Genomic DNA, 16557 nt, shown 5'->3' with positions numbered 1-16557 from the left:
CACCTTCTTATTCACTTCAAGGGCGCTTGACAACTGTTGCCACGCCTTGTCCACCACCGATACATAGTGTTGCGAGACCTGTTTTTGCATCACGCTTTTCCATCTCATGTAAAAGCGTGACTAAAATACGTGCTCCACTTGCACCAATTGGGTGGCCAAGAGCAATTGCGCCCCCGTTCACATTTAGTTTATCATGATTAAAGCCTAGTTCGCGATCTACAGCAATAGATTGAGCTGCAAAAGCTTCATTCGCTTCAATTAAATCTATATTATCTAATGTCACATCAGCTTTTGCTAATGCTTTCTTTACTGCCGTTACTGGGCCTGTTCCCATAATCGCTGGGTCAACACCCGCGCTTGCGTTCGCTGTAATTAGTGCCATTGGTCGAATGCCTAGCTCTTCCGCTTTTTCTTTCGACATGACAACGACTGCCGCTGCACCATCGTTAATGCCCGATGCATTTGCAGCTGTCACGGAGCCATCCTTTTTAAAGGCAGGACGTAGTTTAGATAAAGATTCCGCTGTAACGCCTTGACGCGGGAATTCATCTTTATCAAAAATAATAGGATCACCCTTGCGCTGAGGAATTTCCACCGCTACGATTTCATCGTTAAACTTCCCTGCTGTAATGGCCGCTTCTGCACGTTGTTGTGAACGTGCTGCAAAGGCGTCTTGTTCCTCACGAGAAATCTCATAGACATCACATAAATTTTCAGCTGTAACGCCCATATGATAGTCATTAAAAGCACACCATAATCCGTCATGAATCATCGTATCAACTACTTTTTGATCCCCCATGCGGAAGCCTTCTCGTGCATTTTTTAAGACATACGGTGCTTGGCTCATATTTTCAAAGCCACCTGCAACGATAATATCCGCATCCCCTGCAAAAATGGCTTGTGTCGCTAAATGAACAGCTTTTAGTCCTGAGCCACAAACTTTATTAATCGTTAATGCAGATACTTCATGCGGTAAACCCGCTGCAATTGCTGCTTGACGAGCTGGATTTTGTCCAAGCCCAGCTGATAAGACATTCCCCATAATGACCTCGTCAACTTTTTCGCCTGCTACACCAGCACGTGCTAATGCTTCTTTAATAACAATACTCCCTAATTTTGTCGCTGGTACATCCTTTATTGTTCCTTGGAATGAACCAATAGCTGTACGTACTGCACTTACTATTACTACCTCGTTTGTCATAAACATTCTCCCCTTTTCCCCGTTCAAAAATGAACACTGCATGCATATGCTACTAGCAGATATATCTATTTTAACAAATATTTTGACGATTTTCGATAATAGAAATAATCGCAGTTTTGCCAAAGATATTGTAAAATGTTGACGTGTTTTAAACAGTCTCAGTTGGGAACATTACAATTAAGCAAAGTGCATACATACGAATGATGTCGCTTGTATGCCTAGACAACAAATGAAACAGGATGTGGAGGTGTTAATAATGAAAAAGAAAATGCTTTTATTTTCAGGTATAACGACGACGATTGCCGCAGCAGCAACAGGTCTGTTTGGCTTCGCGCTCTCCAATAAATTAATGTACATTAAGCAAAAGGATCCTGAATTTGTTCGTGAACGTGAAACGACTGCAAAACGTTTTGATGAAGCTTGGTTCAATAAAAATTTAAAATGTGAATTAAATATCGATTCTCCAAATGGTTATACGATTCGCGGTATTATGTTTCAGCCATTGGAAACAAATAATACCATCATTATTTGCCATGGTGTAACAGAAAATAAAATCAACTCTGTCAAATATGCTCGACTTTTTGAACGCCTTGGCTACAATTCCGTTATTTTTGACCATCGTAGACATGGGGAAACAGGTGGGAAAACGACTAGCTACGGCTATTATGAAAAAAATGACCTTGACGCAGTTGTCAAAACTGTCAAGGCAATGATTGGTGAAGACGCTATTCTTGGTATTCATGGTGAATCGATGGGTGCCGCAACAATGCTCCTATATGCAGGAACTGTAGAGGACGGTGCGGATTTCTATATCTCTGATTGTGCGTTTTCTGATTTTTCAATGCTGCTGAAACAAATTGCTAAGACCGAATTTAAATACGGATCGATTATTCCCATTCGTTTTGCAGATTTCTTCGTCCGCTTACGAGACGGTTATTCCTTTAAAAGTGTGACACCTTCTGAAGCTGTGACAACTATTGAAAAGCCAGTACTCTTTATCCATAGTATCCCTGACACATTTATCCCCGCTTCCATGTCACTGGATTTATACAATAAAAAAACTGGTCCTAAAAAGTTAAAGTTATTTGATAAAGGTGCCCATGCACAATCCTTTAATGAAAATATGGCTGAATATGAGGATTTAATCCATGATTTTTTAGAAAACTTCATCTATCAAAAAATTAATCGTGATTCTTCTTCGTCCAATGTCATTCCATTTCATTTTTGAAAGAAGCTGTCTCAAAAAGGTTATGTAAATAAACAAAAATAAGGCAGAAATGTTGATATAACAACTTTTCTGCCTTTCAATTTATTCTGCAAAAACGACATGCCATTCATCACGTTTTGCTAAAAATTCTTTAGCTAACGCTTGTGCACCCTCTAGACTATGGCTAGCTGCCCAGCCACATTGCACTTCATTGCAGGCTGGGACTGCAGTGGCTTTTGTTACATCCGTAAATGTTTTTTCTAAAATATTTAATAAGTCTTCATAATCATTGTGATTTATTAGCGATACATAGAAGCCTGTTTGACAACCCATTGGACTGAAATCAACAATATGATCAGAGTAATTGCGTATAATGTCTGCCGATAAATGCTCTAAGGAATGTAATGCAGGCATTTCCATATGCTCTTTATTAGGCTGTTTAAAACGAATATCATATTTGTACACTTCATCGCCATTTTTTCCTGTTTTAACACCTGCTAAACGTACATATGGCGCTTTTACTTTCGTATGATCTAAATCAAAGCTTTCAACATTTGTTTTTTCTTTTTCCAATGCAGACAACCCCTTTTATTTAGAATATTTCCATTATAACGAGTTTTCCGATAGAATTGTATGGTTTTTTTGAATTTTTTAAATCGTGGATAAAATAAAAAACAACTTGCCCTGGCTTGGACTAGTTGTTCTTTAAAAATCCCTCTTATTTTTGGATTTTATTCATTTGTGACATCATTTGGCGTACTTGCTTTTCAGACGGTGTACGTCCCATTTGCGCCATCATCATACGAATCATTTGCTCATTAATTGGTGGGTTTTCTTTCAAATATTTCATCATAGCTTGACGAGCTAAAAAGAAACCAAGTGCCGCGCCCGCTGCTAATGCGATAATTACAATAATAATCCAGCCCCATGTAGGCATACAACCAACCTCCTCCACTACAATATACCGAGAAAAAAACTCTCCACGCTCCATTATACACCAAATATTAGCGTGTTACTATATATTGTAGTGAAATTTCCTAATGCATTGTATACTTCATTGGCTTTAGCCATCCACACTCATTATCTTGTTTATTAAATGCAATAAAGCGCTCGCTCATCTTTGCAAGCATTTGGAATAGATCTAAATCAAGCATCCGTGAACCCTCACAATAGACACAAATTTTGCGTTCCACTAAATAAATAGCCATTTTTCCTTTTATAGGATGTTCTAAAAATAATGCATTACGAGCTCTCTCTAAATGTGCATACTTAGAATCTAGTTGCGCCTCTAGCATCGTAGCTATCTCATCGAAGCGAACGGTTTCACATATATATGCAAGTTCTTTTAAGGATTTCTCGTTAGCGTCTTCACAGCCTTGCATCATTTCTAATAACTTACGCTCTCTGCCGAAAATAAACGTTAAATGCTCTTCTTTTATTTTATATATGGAATAGGTTCTCACTAGAAATCCTCCTTCGCTCATTTCTTTTTCATAAGTATAGCTCATCCAAACTCTTTAATTTGTCAAACGAAGGAGGCATTCATCTTCTATTTTTGTCGAAAACTTTCTACTTTCAGTTCTATTAAATGCTTTATGGCTAATTGCATTTTTGCTTTTTCTACAGTGCTTAGAATACTCTCAGCCTCAAGACCTAGAGTAAAATCAATTTCCAGTCCGTTTTAGCAAAGCGCGCTAATAGGTAATATAAAGATATCAACGAAAGGAGCTAAAACATATGAGAAAATTTTTTCTACTAATAGGAGGCTTTATCGCAGGATGTGTCGCACTTGCTTTGACTGCACCGCTTGCAGGTCTACTATTTTCAGGATTGTTTGTAGCACTCGGTATGCACTTCTACGCTGCGAGTAAATCGACATTCGGCAAAATCTTATGGTTTACAGTAGGTCTGATAGGTGTTCTATCAGCAATATCTAATATCCCAGCAATGGTTGGTTTAGCAGCAATCGCTGTTATCTATGTTATCTATAAAAAATGGAACAACGAAGATGTAAAAATCCCAACAATTGAAGCTAAAAAAGAAGATCCGTTTACAAACTTTGAAAAAGAATGGTCTAACTTAACAAAATAAAAGGAGCGAATTTACATGAACTTATTTCAACGCTTTAGATATACTATAGAGGCAGATTTACATCATTTATTTGATAAGAAGGAACAAAAAAATCCAATCGGAATGTTAAACCAATACATTCGTGAAGCAGAAAAACAAACAGAGCAAACTGGAAAATTATTAGAGCGTCAAGGTCAATTAAAGGAAAAACTCGAGCAGGAATTTAAACAAAATGCAGATTTACTAGCTAAACGTGAGGCTCAACTTAAATTAGCTTCTACTAGTGGGGAGCAAGATTTAATCGATTTTGCTACTGATGAAGTAGCTGCTTACACAGCACGCAACAATACATTACAAACTAGTATTGAAGCAAGTACACGTGAATACTTCGAGCTTGAACGCAAATTTGAAACGATGAAACACAAAATTAAAGATATGAAAGTGCGTCAATTACAGCTTATGGGCAAAGAAAACGTCACACGCGCTCACCATCAAATGGACGGTATGATTGCTAAAAACAATAAAACCAACTTTGAAGATTTAGAATCATACATCGATAAACTTGCTTACCAAATCGACAAAGATCATGAAGTAACATCTTTCGAGACTCGTCTTGCACAGCTAGAAAAAAATGTCACAGAAGATAACGCACCACTGCTAATTGAAAGCAAATAAATGTTATAATAAAAGAAATAAGGGATGCCTCAATTATTGAAGCATCCTATTTCTTTGAAGAAAAAGCTTTTGAATGTGACCAAAAAGAGATAGAGAAAATAATCTTAATGAAAAAAATGTAAACAGAAAGTGGTTTAGTCCTATGATTAAAATATGTCTTTTTGCTTTTTTTATTCTTATAGTACTTATAATCATGTTAGTAGGTTATCGCTTTACTGTACAACAACAAATTAAACAAAAAAGTGCTGCAATTATTGAAAATGGTGGTATTAGCGAATTAAAGGAAATCAATGTAAATGGCGATAAACAATATATATTAATTGAAGGAAAAGATAAGGAGAAACCATTTTGTTTATTCCTACATGGTGGGCCAGGATCACCATTCCCCTATGGCGTGAGTGCTCGAACATTGCATCCTGAAATAACCGAAAATTGCGTAGCAGTTTATTATGATCAAAGAGGTTCCGGAAAAAGTTTTAACAAGAAATTAACGAATAATACACTGACCCTTTCTCAATTTACAAAAGATGCTACTATAATAGTTGATACTATTAGAGAACATTATCAACAGGAAAAAATATTTGTCATTGGTCAGTCCTTCGGTACAGTAATTGGAACTCAATTAGTATCTAATTATCCTGATAAGTTTCATGCCTATTTGGGCATTTCTCAAGTAACAAATATTAGTAAAGGTCAAGAACTTGGCTACAATTGGTTACATAGTGAAGCACTAGCTAATGGAGATAAAAAAACACTCCAAATTTTAAAAGATATAGGCGAGGGTCCTTATTTAGCAAAAGATGAGGATCAATTTAGCGATCTTATCAATCAGTATAAAGGCATGAATTATTTTGATGATTCGATAAAGAAAGTGAATCTCTTTGACTTGATAAAAGGGGCATTTACTTCCCCTGATTACTCTTTACAGGATCTGTATAAAGCATTTATTTCAGGGCCACAATTTAGCCTTATAAAAAGCCAAGAACTAAAAAAAGAAATTATCCATACTAATTTTTTTGATTCTGTAAAAAGTATAGATATACCCGTTTATTTAATACAAGGTAAATATGATAAACAGACGAATTATGAATTAGCAAAGCAATATTATGAACTATTAGATGCACCGAATGGTAAGGAATTTATCACTTTAGAGCACTCCGCTCATTATCCAAATACACTCGATTCCACATTGCTAAATGATACATTCAAAAAAATGCTTGAAAATCATTAAAAGGCCCATCACCAAAAATTTGGAAGACATTTGCCATGTATTAAGTTGATTGGAGTGGAGGCTGGGCGACTCCTTGGGGATCAGCGTCACGGATGAGACTCTGGAGCGAGCAGCGCGAGTGAAGCGGCTCATCGGACGCCCCCAGGAAAGCGCCCAGCCGGAACGGAAATCAACCCTATGCTATGGGGATGAGCCACAAAAAAATTTTAAAATGAAATATCTTATTTTAAGAGAAGTTCGTCTTCTCTCATCAATTCGTAGAAAGAAGGGTGACCCTCTTGCAAAATTTCACAACTAATAAGCTCACTTTTTGGGTACTATGCTTCTTTTTACTCGTTTTTATGGAGCTCACAATTTTTAATAACGGTGGCGCCTTTTGTCTATTGATTGGAGTAGGACTTCTTTATTTAAGTTTCTCGAAAAAAAATCGTTTCTTTAAATGGACAGGAATTTTCTTTATCTCGATTGCCCTCTTTACGATGTGGAGTTTACGCTTATTTATCGTCATCATTCTCTTATATATGCTCTATCAATACTTGCAAAGAGAAAACGAAGCCAAAGTTGTTGGCTTGGAGCTTTTCGAAAAACTTCCTGCTACGAAGAACGAATTATTCGGCACAATGCCTGCACCATTAGATGCCTATAAATGGCAAGATGTTCAAATTCAGCGACTTGTAGGTGACATTACGATTGATACAACACAAACAATTTTACCTGCTGGCACAAGTCTCATTACAATTCGACAAGGCATTGGTAAGGTACAAATTTATATCCCATATGAAATTCCATTCCGCTTACACTATACGACCTTGTTTGGTGAATTAAAATGCCTACATGTTGGACCGCAACGCTTACTCAATGAAAGTGTAAGTTTCTCAGATGGAAACCCAGAGGATGCAAAGCGTACACTTGTGATACATGTTGCAACATGGCTTGGGGACTTGGAGGTGCTACGTAAATGATTGCCTTTATCTCGAGAATATTTACTCTACTTTTTATTTTGATGAGTGCTGCATTCGGTCTTCTTGTCGTTGTGTGGGGCGAGCCAAACGAGAAAACGTGGGAGCCATTATGGCAGCAGAATTATAATAATATCCCACTCGGTGGTTTTATTGTCGTCATTCTTTTTGCGCTTAGTTTACTGATTGCAAGCTGGATTAGTATGACTGCCCGTGCAAGAGAGGCTCAGGCAACCCGTATCGTAAAACAGTTAGTTGAACCGGATTTTGTATTACCTAAAAAACAACCTTTACCAAAACCTTTGAAAAAAGCTTTAGTTCAAACAAGTGAATTAATCGATACCCAACGAAAAAGCTTACAACGCTTATCCAATGAACGTGCAGAAGCTAATGATAAAATTATTCAAGAGCGAATTATTGCTGAACGTCAACGCCTTGCTCGTGAGCTCCATGATTCTGTATCACAGCAATTATTCGCAGCTTCGATGTTGCTTTCCGCATTAACCGAAACTGCTGAAAATCCTACAAGCTTAAAACAGGTTGAAAAAGTTGTGCAACAGGCACAGCTTGAAATGCGCGCATTATTATTACATTTACGTCCAGTAGCTCTGCACAATAAAACGCTTGCACAAGGTCTTGAGGAGTTAATTATTGAGCTGCAGCAAAAAGTATTTTTTCATATTGAATATGAGCTTGAAGAAATGTCACTATCCAAAGCGGAGGAGGACCATTTATTCCGTATTGCACAGGAAGCGTTATCGAATACGCTACGCCATGCAAAAGCTAGCGAAGTTGAATTACTGCTCGTTGCCCGCGATGATTTAGCCATTTTACGTATTCAGGACAATGGCCTTGGCTTTGATGTCGAAGCAGATAAATCTACTTCTTATGGACTGCAAAATATTGCTGAACGCGCTGTGGAGATAGGCTGTACGTACAAAATTGTGTCAGTACCTGGGGAAGGAACAATTGTAGAGGTGAAAACCCATTTACAAAAGGAGGTTGAAGTGAATGATTCAAGTGTTAATAGTGGATGACCATGAGATGGTGCGTATCGGTGTATCTGCCTATCTATCAGCACAACCAGATATCACTGTTGTAGGTGAAGCTGAAAATGGTAAAGAGGCAGTGGAACGTGCTCTCGCCTTGCGTCCAGACATTATTTTAATGGACAATGTAATGCCAGTCATGACAGGAGCTGAGGCGACAGTTGAAATTTTAGCTGCATGGCCAGAAGCAAAAATTATGATGGTGACAAGTTTTTTAGATGATGACAAAGTCTATCCTGCATTAGAGGCTGGTGCAGTCAGCTATATTTTAAAAACATCAAATGCGAAGCAAATCGCTGACGCCATTCGTAAAACAATGGGCGGTGAAACCGTTTTAGAGCCAGAAGTAACATCCAAAATGATGCATCGCATGCGCCACGGCTCTAGTACCCCATTGTATGAGCAACTTACCGAGCGTGAAATGGAAGTATTATTGCTCATGGCTCAAGGCAAAGCAAATCAGGAAATCGCCGACGATTTATACATTGCAGTAAAAACCGTAAAAACACATGTCAGCAATATTTTAGCGAAGCTCGATGTTCAAGATCGCACACAAGCAGTTGTCTACGCTTTTCAAAATGGGATTGCGAAGTAAGTTTTTCAAAAAAATACGAAACTGCATTTTTACTCTGCAGTTTCGTATTTTTTTAACCTAATCTATTAAAAAATTTCTTGAAGCTCGTTTACACTGTTAACTATGTATGTTGCTTGCGCATCCGATAATTCGTCAAGTGAGCCATAGCCATAAGTAACACCGATAGAATCCATTTGATTTTCATGTGCCCCAACAATATCGTATTTACGATCTCCAATCATAATAAATTGATCGATATTCGCTTCATTAAAATGTTCGCGTGCAAATGTGATGACTTCCCCTTTTGCTGAACGTGTACCATCTAAGTTGCTACCTGCGACAAGGTCAAAAAAATGTTTAAGATTGAAATATTGTAATATTTGTTCTGCAAATACGGTTGGCTTAGATGTAGCTATTGCTAACTGATATCCCTCTTTCTGTAAATATTCTAATAATGAAGATATATTTTGATACAAATTATTCTCATACATGCCGATTTGAATAAAACGTTCACGGTAATAGGCAATCGCTTGCTGTATTTGAACATCATCCAATCCATATATTTCTCGAAATGATACTTGTAACGGCGGCCCAATAAACGTTTCAAGCTTATCCAAATCTTCTTCAACTATACCAATTTTTTGTAAAGCATATTGAACTGATTTCGTTATCCCTACTTTAGGATCAGATATTGTGCCGTCTAAATCAAATAAAACTACGCTATACTTTTTCATACAAGCTCTCCTTTTATTGTTAAAGTATTGATTGATACACGGTTGAACCAAAATCATGAATATCCTTGATATAATCAAACCCCTTAGGTGACCCGAAACTATTAAATCCACGGACCGCGACAATATTTTCTTTTGGAATTACCAATAATGCAACACTTGTATAACCAAGTAACTGAAGGCTTCCTTGTGGTAATTTTGGGCTTAACTCTGTAATCCCTTCTTTCTGTTCTGGCTGAACAAACCAGAAAAAACCATTAGTTGGTAGATTCTTTGGTTTAGAATTCGGGGATTGAATTGTCGTCATTAGCTGTATGATTTCTTCAGGTATAATTTGTTTTCCATGTAATCTCCCTTTATCAAGATGCACTTGCCCCCACTTAGCTAACTCTCTTAATGAGCTATACATATTCATTTTGCTACCATCACATATATCACTTTTATACCAAAATGGACTATCATTATGTATTACATCTATATACTGTTCGTTTTTTTCACTGAACCAATTTGTTTCAGTTAAAGACAATGTCTGAAATACTTGCTCATCCACAATTTCAGCAATACTTTTTCCAGTAACTTTAAAAATGACTTGTGCAAGTAGTTCTACATTGATATCTCGGTATGCCCAGTTATAGCCTGCTTTGAATTCCTGCATCACTTTTTCATTTTGGCGACGTAAACCGTGAGTATGTGTTAGTAGATGTCTAATTGATACATCGGCAAAAACTTTTTCATTCTCTAAATAATCACTTAGTGTATCATCTATTGAGGCAATATAGTTATGAAATATCGCATATGCTACAGCAAATCCTACATATGTTTTACGAACTGAAGCAAGATGAAAAAAAGTATGTGGTCCTACTCTTTTGGCGTCTTGTTGTTGTCCTTGCACACCAAAATATTCTTCTAGTACGGTTTGACCATGTTTATTAATAATAACTCCGCCACCTGTACAATCTAATTTTGAGAAAGTTTTCTTTACTTGTGTGAGTATAGCTTGTGAATTCATTTAAATACACCTCAACATTTCTAGTTCGATAGCTACACTTATCATTGTATACCAAATGGAAATTAATACTAGATAAGTTTCTTAATCAAAAAACCTTTTATTACCAAAAACATTATTATTTTCAAGGAGGGGTTGTGTGGATACTCGATTTACTTATAAGCATTTCGTAAATGAAAATACGTTTTCACTTCTTGACCCTATTTTTGAAGCTACCCTACTTTTTGCTGTTTTGCTACTCATCATTGTGATTGTAAAAAAAGTATCTATTTGGTTTTGTTTACTTTTTGTAGTCTCTCAGTCATTGTCACAGGTCAGCTGCTTTGGTTTAGTGGGATTATTGTTGATGAACTAAACATTGGAGGAAGTTCCAAGGCCTTTTACTACTTTGTTGCTATACTTCTAATTCATTGTGCAGCTATATGGATTTCTTTAATGAAATCTTCTAAACGCGAAAAAATACCGCAGCACTCAGGGGAGATTTAACCCCCTCTGAGTATTGCGGTATTTTATAAATTATAGCGCTTTTACCTTCGCTACAACATTTTCTACTGTGAATCCGTATTTTTCCATTACTAATTCACCTGGTGCAGAAGCGCCGAACTTGTCAATAGCAAGAACGTCTCCTTCAAAACCAGTGTATTTATGCCAGCCGAATGATGCGCCCATTTCGATTGCAAGACGTTTTGTTACAGCTTTTGGAAGAACAGACTCTTTGTAAGCTGCATCTTGTTTTTCGAAGCGATCCATAGATGGCATTGAAACAACTGCCACATCCATGCCTTCAGCTTTTAGTGCTTTTTGTGCTTCAACTGCAAGTGAAACCTCAGAGCCTGTTGCAATTAAAATGGCATCTGCCACTTCTTTTGTAGCAGGAGACACTGTATAAGCACCTTTTGTAACACCTTCACGTACTGTATCAATAGATGCGTCAAGCACAGGTAAGTTTTGACGAGATAATACTAACACAGTTGGTGTTTTTTCAGATGCTACTGCTAGCTCCCATGCAACTGCTGATTCATTTGCATCAGCTGGGCGAACAACAGATAAATTTGGCATTGCACGTAAAGATGAAAGGTGTTCGATTGGTTCATGTGTCGGACCATCTTCCCCTACAGCAATTGAGTCATGTGTAAATACATAAGTAACAGGAAGACCCATTAATGCAGAAAGACGTACAGCTGGACGAACATAATCAGAGAATACGAAGAATGTACCACCGAATACGTTAACACCACCGTGAAGTGCCATACCATTCATAGCAGCACCCATTGCAAACTCACGTACACCGAACCAAATATTACGGCCAGCATAATCATCTGCAGAGAAATCTCCAGCGTCTTTCATCGTTGTTTTGTTTGAGCCAGCAAGGTCAGCTGAACCACCGAAGAATGAAGGAGTTTTCTTCGCAATGGCATTGATTACATCTCCAGAAGAAGAACGAGTTGCTACTGATTTACCTGCTTCATAAACTGGTAATTCTGAAGCGAAATCCTCTGGTAATTGACCATTCATTGCGTTTTCAAATTGTGCTGCTAATTCTGGGAACTCTTGCTTATATGCTTCAAACTTAGCATTCCAAGCTTCTTCAGGTTGTGCCCCTTGAACTTCAGCAGCTGCTGCGAATGTATCATATGCTTCAGCAGGAATTTGGAATGGCTCATGCGCCCATTCATATGCTGCTTTTGTTAAAACGACCTCATCTTGACCAAGTGGTGCACCGTGAGAAGCAGCTTTACCTGATTTGTTTGGTGAACCAAAACCGATAACAGTTTTCACTTCGATCAGTGTAGGCTTGCCAGTTGATTTTTTAGCTTCTTCGATAGTTGCGTTAATTGCTTCAACATCAGTACCATCAGCAACTTTTAAATAGTTCCAGCCATAAGATTCAAAACGCTTTTGGACATTTTCTGAGAATGATTTTTCTAAATCACCATCTAAAGAAATATCGTTTGAATCGTATAAAACGATTAACTTTTCAAGTTTTAAGTGACCTGCTAAAGAGATAGCTTCAGCTGCTACACCTTCCATTAAATCGCCATCGCCACAAAGTGCAAATGTATAGTGATCAACGATGTCATGTCCTGGTTTATTGTAAGTAGCTGCTAAATGGCGTTCAGCCATTGCCATACCAACTGTCATAGCAATACCTTGACCTAGAGGACCTGTTGTTGCCTCTACCCCAACAGTATGACCATATTCAGGATGTCCTGGAGTTAATGAATCCCATTGACGGAAGTTTTGAATTTCTTCCATTGGTAAGCCGTAGCCCCCAAGGTGAAGTAGGCTGTATAGAAGCATAGAGCCATGACCTGCAGAAAGTACAAAACGATCGCGGTTAAACCATTTTGGATTCGCCGGATTATGGCGAAGTTGTTTTGTCCAAAGCGTATAAGCCATTGGCGCTGCCCCCATCGGTAAACCTGGGTGACCTGAGTTTGCTTTTTCAATTGCATCGATTGACAAAGTTCGGATAGCATTAATCGCTAGTTGATCCGCATGTTGAGTCATTATTTTGTGACATCCTTTCTCGTCCTATATATTGTTCTTTTACAGTTTAGTCAACATTGCTTCAGAAAACAATGGTTTTGTTATACTATTAACGTTTTATAACATACTTTATAGAAATGTGTCATATTAATTGAGAAATTTATTTTTTTTCGCTTGTTTAACTTTTTCTGGTGTTACATCATTTCCTTCAGCATCTACCACTTTTACGTTTTCAATTGTATCACGCATCGTTGCTCTAAATGTATCTAGATATTCCTTACGAAGCGCTGTTCGTTCTTTAGCTTCTGCCTCTGTTAAAGTACCATTTTTAGCCTTAGCAGAAAGTTCATTGATTCGGTTAATTTTTTCTTTTGATAACATAATTACACACCTTTCAATACATATCTTAATGAATATGGTATGCAAAGTATAGCATGAATTCCCTTAAAATGCAGTTATACCAACCTTTCTAGCAATCATATGTTTTTGAAATAAATACCATAAATTACATGACTTTGAGAAGTTAGAAGTGTATAACTGATTTATAGGGTTCCAAAACAACAATCGATTTATGTTTGGAGGAAAATGAATTGTTTATCAAAACAAAAAGACTATTAATAAGAGAATTCGAAATTCAAGATTGGCAAGCTGTCTATGAATATACTTCAAATCCAAATGTGATGAGGTATATTCCGGAGGGCGTTTTTAATGAGGAGCAAGCAAAAAAGTTTGTTTCAGAAAATAGCGATGAAAAAGCAAAATACTTCCCTGTTATTTTACTAAGTGAAAATATTGTTATTGGTCATATTACTTTCCATCAATATTTTGGTGACCATACGTATGAGATTGGCTGGGTATTGAATCCGAACTATTACAATAATGGATATGCCTCTGAAGCAGCAAGGGCTGTACTGGACTACGGATTTAAAGAAATGAAACTTCATAGAATTATTGCAACATGCCAGCCAGAAAATATCCCCTCCTATAAAGTGATGGAGAAAATCGGCATGAGACGTGAGGGTTATTTTAAAAAATGTATACCCAATGGAGATGAGTGGTGGGATGAATACTACTATGCTGTCTTAGATGAGGAATGGGCATAAGATACACTTTCAGGAATTGATAAAATCTACTATACTACCATGTCGATTTCTAAATCTTCGTTTTAAAATAGAGGAGAGAATTATATGAAAAGGACCGCTGTATTATTGTATCCTCAATTTAGTGAATATGAACTGAGTGTGGCATTATCAATATTAATGCAAGGAGATAAACCCATTATTACTGTTGGGTTAAACAATGAAAAAATTAAAGGGGAATCGGGGTTATCTTGTATAGCCGATATACAAATAAGTGAAGTTAATCTTGACGAAATCGATAGCTTGTTGCTACCAGGCTGTATGGATATAGCTAACCTAATAAATGAGCAAAAATAATTGATTTTATTAGTAATACGAATGCCACAGGAGCAATTATTGCCAGTATCTCTAGCTCTCCATCTCTTTTAGCGAAAGCTGGAGTATTAAAAAACAGAAAGTATACTGTCGGATTGCCGCTAGAAGGTATAAGAAAATTAGACTTCTTCGATCTTAATCATTTCTCTGAGGATCTAGTTGTACAAGATGGTAACATAATAACTGCAAGAGGTAGAGGTTTTACACAATTTGGTATTACTGTGGGTAAAGCCCTACAGCTCTCTTTTGATGAAAGTTGGTACAGAGAATAAAGTAGCTCTAATTGATAGAAAAGATTACTATAGCAAAAGATGGCAAGTTCCTCTTCAAACATTATATAGAATATTGAGAAAGAGAGGTAGAAATTAATGTGGTACCCAAGTCAAGGACAAACTAAAAAAGAGATTAAGCAGCTAAGAGATGGTTTCTGTATTGCACAGGAGCCATCCTTTTTAGATTATATTGTAATAGAACATGTAGTGATTAATTTTCGCTTTTAGTTCTTCAAGTGTCTTCAATGAGCTAAAGTCTACTTCGTCTTTAAAATGACCGAAAAGCGATTCCTGTGGCGCATTGTCCCAACAGTTTCCTTGGCGTGACATCGATTGACCTAAGCCATGTTTTTTAAGAACGTTTGATAGCGTGGACTTGTATAGTGAACCCCTTGATCTGAATGGATAAAGGCCTCTGGATGAAGATGAACGCGCTTATAACAGATCAATTTTCCAATCGTTTCCGTAGCGATTTCGAGCGTGATTCGGTCTGAGACATGGTACGCTAAAATTTCGTTCGTTGAGGCATCTTTTATCGTTGACAAATAAGCCATACACTTTCCGTTATATGGCACATAGCTGATGTCCGTTAATAATACTTTCCCAGGGATACCTTGCTTAAATTCACGATTTAATTTATTTGGCACAACGCGATGTTCCTTCGTTGCTTTCGCCATTTGTTTATATGGATTCGGTTTACGATGCGGGCAGACAATCCCGTACTTGCGTATAATACGTTGGATTTTTTTCGGCTCATCACACATTGAAAATCCTGCTCGAGTGTCATTTTAATCGAACGAGAGCCTTTCTTATAACCACGACAATCAAAGGCTTTTAAAATTAAATCGCGTGCCTTTAAATCCTTCTGTTCTCTCACTGCTCGTGCATCACTCGCCTGTAAATAGCTATAATAGCCTGAGCGAGAAACCTTTAATAAGTCATTAAAATACGTCACCAGCCGTTCAAATGAAAACTGAGTGAGCGTATCTGAAATGAGGTGAAAGACCTTATTAGTGCTTAGTTTTTGGCTGTCGTTTAGCAGCCTCCTTTCTGTCGCTTCGGGCTTTTTTAGTAAATTTAGTTGCCCCTCCAATAGTTGAATGCGTGCAGCTTGCCTTTCAATGACTTCTCCCGCTGTTAATTCGCGTTTAATCGGTCTTCCTGATCCAGATCTGAGTGTATCCTTAAGCCATTTAAGCCGTTCTTTTCATATGCTCTACGCCAACGAAATGCTGATTGTTCAATACGTTTGATTCCAATTATCTCTTCATCAAAGCCATATTCCTTAAAAATTTGTCTCGGTGTTTTCCCTGCGAAGTATTCATCAAGGAATTGACTCTTAAATGTATCTGTATAGGTAATCGTACGTTCGCTAACCTGTTGTACGTTCGGGTTTTTTTGAAGTTGCAGTACCTGTTTTGGTAAAAAAAATTTTTACTCATGTAGCCTCTGGTTTCTCCTTTAATCTTGAAAGTCTAGTATATAAAAAACACCTGCAGTTAGCACACTCTTTTTCAAATGTCCTAACTACAGGTACCATATTACATTCTTGATCGGGATGGTATCCTTTTTTTATTCCATTACAAAAAGACTTTATTTCACTAAATCCTTGTTGATGTTAACGAGGTCTTCCGCCGT

At 37.3% G+C, this 16557-nt stretch carries 19 protein-coding genes and 1 pseudogene; 11 read left to right on the top strand and 9 right to left on the bottom strand.

Annotation, left to right across the window (positions count from 1 at the left end):
* Nucleotides 1-16: 16 nt before the first annotated feature.
* Nucleotides 17-1201, bottom strand: coding sequence for an acetyl-CoA C-acetyltransferase (locus ACFXN8_RS16390; RefSeq protein WP_386846563.1), 1185 nt, complete (start codon nucleotides 1199-1201; stop codon nucleotides 17-19).
* 256 nt (nucleotides 1202-1457) lie between these two features.
* On the opposite strand from ACFXN8_RS16390, the gene ACFXN8_RS16385 reads away from it, so the two are divergent.
* On the top strand, nucleotides 1458-2429 hold the full coding sequence (locus ACFXN8_RS16385; protein WP_386846561.1) for an alpha/beta hydrolase: 972 nt from the start codon (nucleotides 1458-1460) through the stop codon (nucleotides 2427-2429).
* An 81-nt stretch (nucleotides 2430-2510) separates the two neighbouring features.
* Here the strand turns inward: ACFXN8_RS16385 and ACFXN8_RS16380 are convergent, their stop codons facing one another.
* From ACFXN8_RS16380 to sirA, 3 genes are all read right to left on the bottom strand, one after another.
* On the bottom strand, nucleotides 2511-2981 hold the full coding sequence (locus ACFXN8_RS16380; protein WP_376069611.1) for an S-ribosylhomocysteine lyase: 471 nt from the start codon (nucleotides 2979-2981) through the stop codon (nucleotides 2511-2513).
* A gap of 145 nt (nucleotides 2982-3126) precedes the next feature.
* Nucleotides 3127-3345, bottom strand: a complete 219-nt coding sequence (locus tag ACFXN8_RS16375; protein WP_386846558.1) for a YneF family protein — start codon at nucleotides 3343-3345, stop codon at nucleotides 3127-3129.
* Between the two features lie 100 nt (nucleotides 3346-3445).
* Nucleotides 3446-3871 carry a sporulation inhibitor of replication protein SirA gene (sirA, locus tag ACFXN8_RS16370; protein ID WP_053483154.1) on the bottom strand — a complete coding sequence of 142 codons (426 nt, stop codon included), beginning with the start codon at nucleotides 3869-3871 and terminating at the stop codon, nucleotides 3446-3448.
* A gap of 274 nt (nucleotides 3872-4145) precedes the next feature.
* Between sirA and ACFXN8_RS16365 the strand changes: the two genes are divergently transcribed.
* The 6 genes from ACFXN8_RS16365 to ACFXN8_RS16340 all read left to right on the top strand — a co-directional run bounded on the left by ACFXN8_RS16365 (nucleotide 4146) and on the right by ACFXN8_RS16340 (nucleotide 8987).
* Entirely contained in the window at nucleotides 4146-4499 is a 354-nt protein-coding gene (locus ACFXN8_RS16365) for a lmo0954 family membrane protein (RefSeq protein WP_376069607.1), read from the top strand.
* Nucleotides 4500-4514: 15 nt separating this feature from the next.
* Nucleotides 4515-5153, top strand: a complete 639-nt coding sequence (locus ACFXN8_RS16360; protein ID WP_386846556.1) for a PspA/IM30 family protein — start codon at nucleotides 4515-4517, stop codon at nucleotides 5151-5153.
* Nucleotides 5154-5295: 142 nt separating this feature from the next.
* Nucleotides 5296-6384, top strand: a complete 1089-nt coding sequence (locus ACFXN8_RS16355) for an alpha/beta fold hydrolase (RefSeq protein ID WP_386846554.1) — start codon at nucleotides 5296-5298, stop codon at nucleotides 6382-6384.
* Between the two features lie 278 nt (nucleotides 6385-6662).
* Complete coding sequence (liaF, locus tag ACFXN8_RS16350) at nucleotides 6663-7346, top strand: cell wall-active antibiotics response protein LiaF (RefSeq protein ID WP_376069596.1); 684 nt, start codon at nucleotides 6663-6665, stop codon at nucleotides 7344-7346.
* Nucleotides 7343-8380 (top strand): sensor histidine kinase, encoded by a 1038-nt coding sequence (locus tag ACFXN8_RS16345; protein WP_376069593.1) that lies wholly within the window; start codon nucleotides 7343-7345, stop codon nucleotides 8378-8380. The genes liaF and ACFXN8_RS16345 overlap by 4 nt, the downstream gene beginning before the upstream one ends.
* Complete coding sequence (locus ACFXN8_RS16340) at nucleotides 8355-8987, top strand: response regulator transcription factor (protein WP_386846551.1); 633 nt, start codon at nucleotides 8355-8357, stop codon at nucleotides 8985-8987. Before ACFXN8_RS16345 ends, ACFXN8_RS16340 begins: the two co-directional genes overlap by 26 nt.
* Before the next feature lie 65 nt (nucleotides 8988-9052).
* On the opposite strand, the gene ACFXN8_RS16335 is transcribed toward ACFXN8_RS16340, so the two are convergent.
* Together ACFXN8_RS16335 and ACFXN8_RS16330 are read right to left on the bottom strand one after the other, a co-directional pair.
* Nucleotides 9053-9700, bottom strand: coding sequence for an HAD family hydrolase (locus ACFXN8_RS16335; RefSeq protein WP_386846549.1), 648 nt, complete (start codon nucleotides 9698-9700; stop codon nucleotides 9053-9055).
* Nucleotides 9701-9719: 19 nt separating this feature from the next.
* Complete coding sequence (locus tag ACFXN8_RS16330; RefSeq protein WP_386846547.1) at nucleotides 9720-10706, bottom strand: serine hydrolase domain-containing protein; 987 nt, start codon at nucleotides 10704-10706, stop codon at nucleotides 9720-9722.
* Nucleotides 10707-10842: 136 nt separating this feature from the next.
* On the opposite strand from ACFXN8_RS16330, the gene ACFXN8_RS16325 reads away from it, so the two are divergent.
* Nucleotides 10843-11058 (top strand): hypothetical protein, encoded by a 216-nt coding sequence (locus ACFXN8_RS16325; protein ID WP_386846545.1) that lies wholly within the window; start codon nucleotides 10843-10845, stop codon nucleotides 11056-11058.
* Nucleotides 11059-11219: 161 nt separating this feature from the next.
* On the opposite strand, the gene tkt is transcribed toward ACFXN8_RS16325, so the two are convergent.
* On the bottom strand, nucleotides 11220-13214 hold the full coding sequence (gene tkt, locus ACFXN8_RS16320) for a transketolase (RefSeq protein ID WP_386846543.1): 1995 nt from the start codon (nucleotides 13212-13214) through the stop codon (nucleotides 11220-11222).
* Nucleotides 13215-13340: 126 nt separating this feature from the next.
* Entirely contained in the window at nucleotides 13341-13574 is a 234-nt protein-coding gene (locus ACFXN8_RS16315) for a DUF896 domain-containing protein (protein ID WP_386846541.1), read from the bottom strand.
* Between the two features lie 209 nt (nucleotides 13575-13783).
* Between ACFXN8_RS16315 and ACFXN8_RS16310 the strand changes: the two genes are divergently transcribed.
* From ACFXN8_RS16310 to ACFXN8_RS16300, 3 genes are all read left to right on the top strand, one after another.
* Nucleotides 13784-14296: a GNAT family N-acetyltransferase gene (locus ACFXN8_RS16310; protein WP_386846539.1), complete on the top strand. Its 513-nt coding sequence runs from the start codon at nucleotides 13784-13786 to the stop codon at nucleotides 14294-14296.
* Between the two features lie 84 nt (nucleotides 14297-14380).
* On the top strand, nucleotides 14381-14629 hold the full coding sequence (locus ACFXN8_RS16305) for a DJ-1/PfpI family protein (protein ID WP_386846537.1): 249 nt from the start codon (nucleotides 14381-14383) through the stop codon (nucleotides 14627-14629).
* Complete coding sequence (locus tag ACFXN8_RS16300; protein WP_386846616.1) at nucleotides 14626-14919, top strand: DJ-1/PfpI family protein; 294 nt, start codon at nucleotides 14626-14628, stop codon at nucleotides 14917-14919. The genes ACFXN8_RS16305 and ACFXN8_RS16300 overlap by 4 nt, the downstream gene beginning before the upstream one ends.
* A 133-nt stretch (nucleotides 14920-15052) precedes the next feature.
* Here ACFXN8_RS16300 and ACFXN8_RS16295 read toward each other — a convergent pair.
* Nucleotides 15053-16329, bottom strand: a pseudogene (locus ACFXN8_RS16295) (IS3 family transposase).
* Nucleotides 16330-16557 lie beyond the last annotated feature (228 nt).

The sequence above is a fragment of the Lysinibacillus sp. NPDC059133 genome (genome assembly GCF_042755925.1).
Taxonomy (GTDB): Bacteria; Bacillota; Bacilli; order Bacillales_A; family Planococcaceae; genus Lysinibacillus.
This window is presented reverse-complemented; position numbering and strand designations above follow the sequence as displayed.

Bases quoted from the DNA above. Each gene is read 5' to 3' on its own strand.
- ACFXN8_RS16390 (WP_386846563.1), bottom strand. From the start codon at position 1,201: ATGACAAACGAGGTAGTAATAGTAAGTGCAGTACGTACAGCTATTGGT.
- ACFXN8_RS16385 (WP_386846561.1), top strand. From the start codon at position 1,458: ATGAAAAAGAAAATGCTTTTATTTTCAGGTATAACGACGACGATTGCC.
- ACFXN8_RS16375 (WP_386846558.1), bottom strand. From the start codon at position 3,345: ATGCCTACATGGGGCTGGATTATTATTGTAATTATCGCATTAGCAGCG.
- ACFXN8_RS16365 (WP_376069607.1), top strand. From the start codon at position 4,146: ATGAGAAAATTTTTTCTACTAATAGGAGGCTTTATCGCAGGATGTGTC.
- ACFXN8_RS16360 (WP_386846556.1), top strand. From the start codon at position 4,515: ATGAACTTATTTCAACGCTTTAGATATACTATAGAGGCAGATTTACAT.
- ACFXN8_RS16355 (WP_386846554.1), top strand. From the start codon at position 5,296: ATGATTAAAATATGTCTTTTTGCTTTTTTTATTCTTATAGTACTTATA.
- ACFXN8_RS16345 (WP_376069593.1), top strand. From the start codon at position 7,343: ATGATTGCCTTTATCTCGAGAATATTTACTCTACTTTTTATTTTGATG.
- ACFXN8_RS16340 (WP_386846551.1), top strand. From the start codon at position 8,355: ATGATTCAAGTGTTAATAGTGGATGACCATGAGATGGTGCGTATCGGT.
- ACFXN8_RS16335 (WP_386846549.1), bottom strand. From the start codon at position 9,700: ATGAAAAAGTATAGCGTAGTTTTATTTGATTTAGACGGCACAATATCT.
- ACFXN8_RS16330 (WP_386846547.1), bottom strand. From the start codon at position 10,706: ATGAATTCACAAGCTATACTCACACAAGTAAAGAAAACTTTCTCAAAA.
- tkt (WP_386846543.1), bottom strand. From the start codon at position 13,214: ATGACTCAACATGCGGATCAACTAGCGATTAATGCTATCCGAACTTTG.
- ACFXN8_RS16315 (WP_386846541.1), bottom strand. From the start codon at position 13,574: ATGTTATCAAAAGAAAAAATTAACCGAATCAATGAACTTTCTGCTAAG.
- ACFXN8_RS16305 (WP_386846537.1), top strand. From the start codon at position 14,381: ATGAAAAGGACCGCTGTATTATTGTATCCTCAATTTAGTGAATATGAA.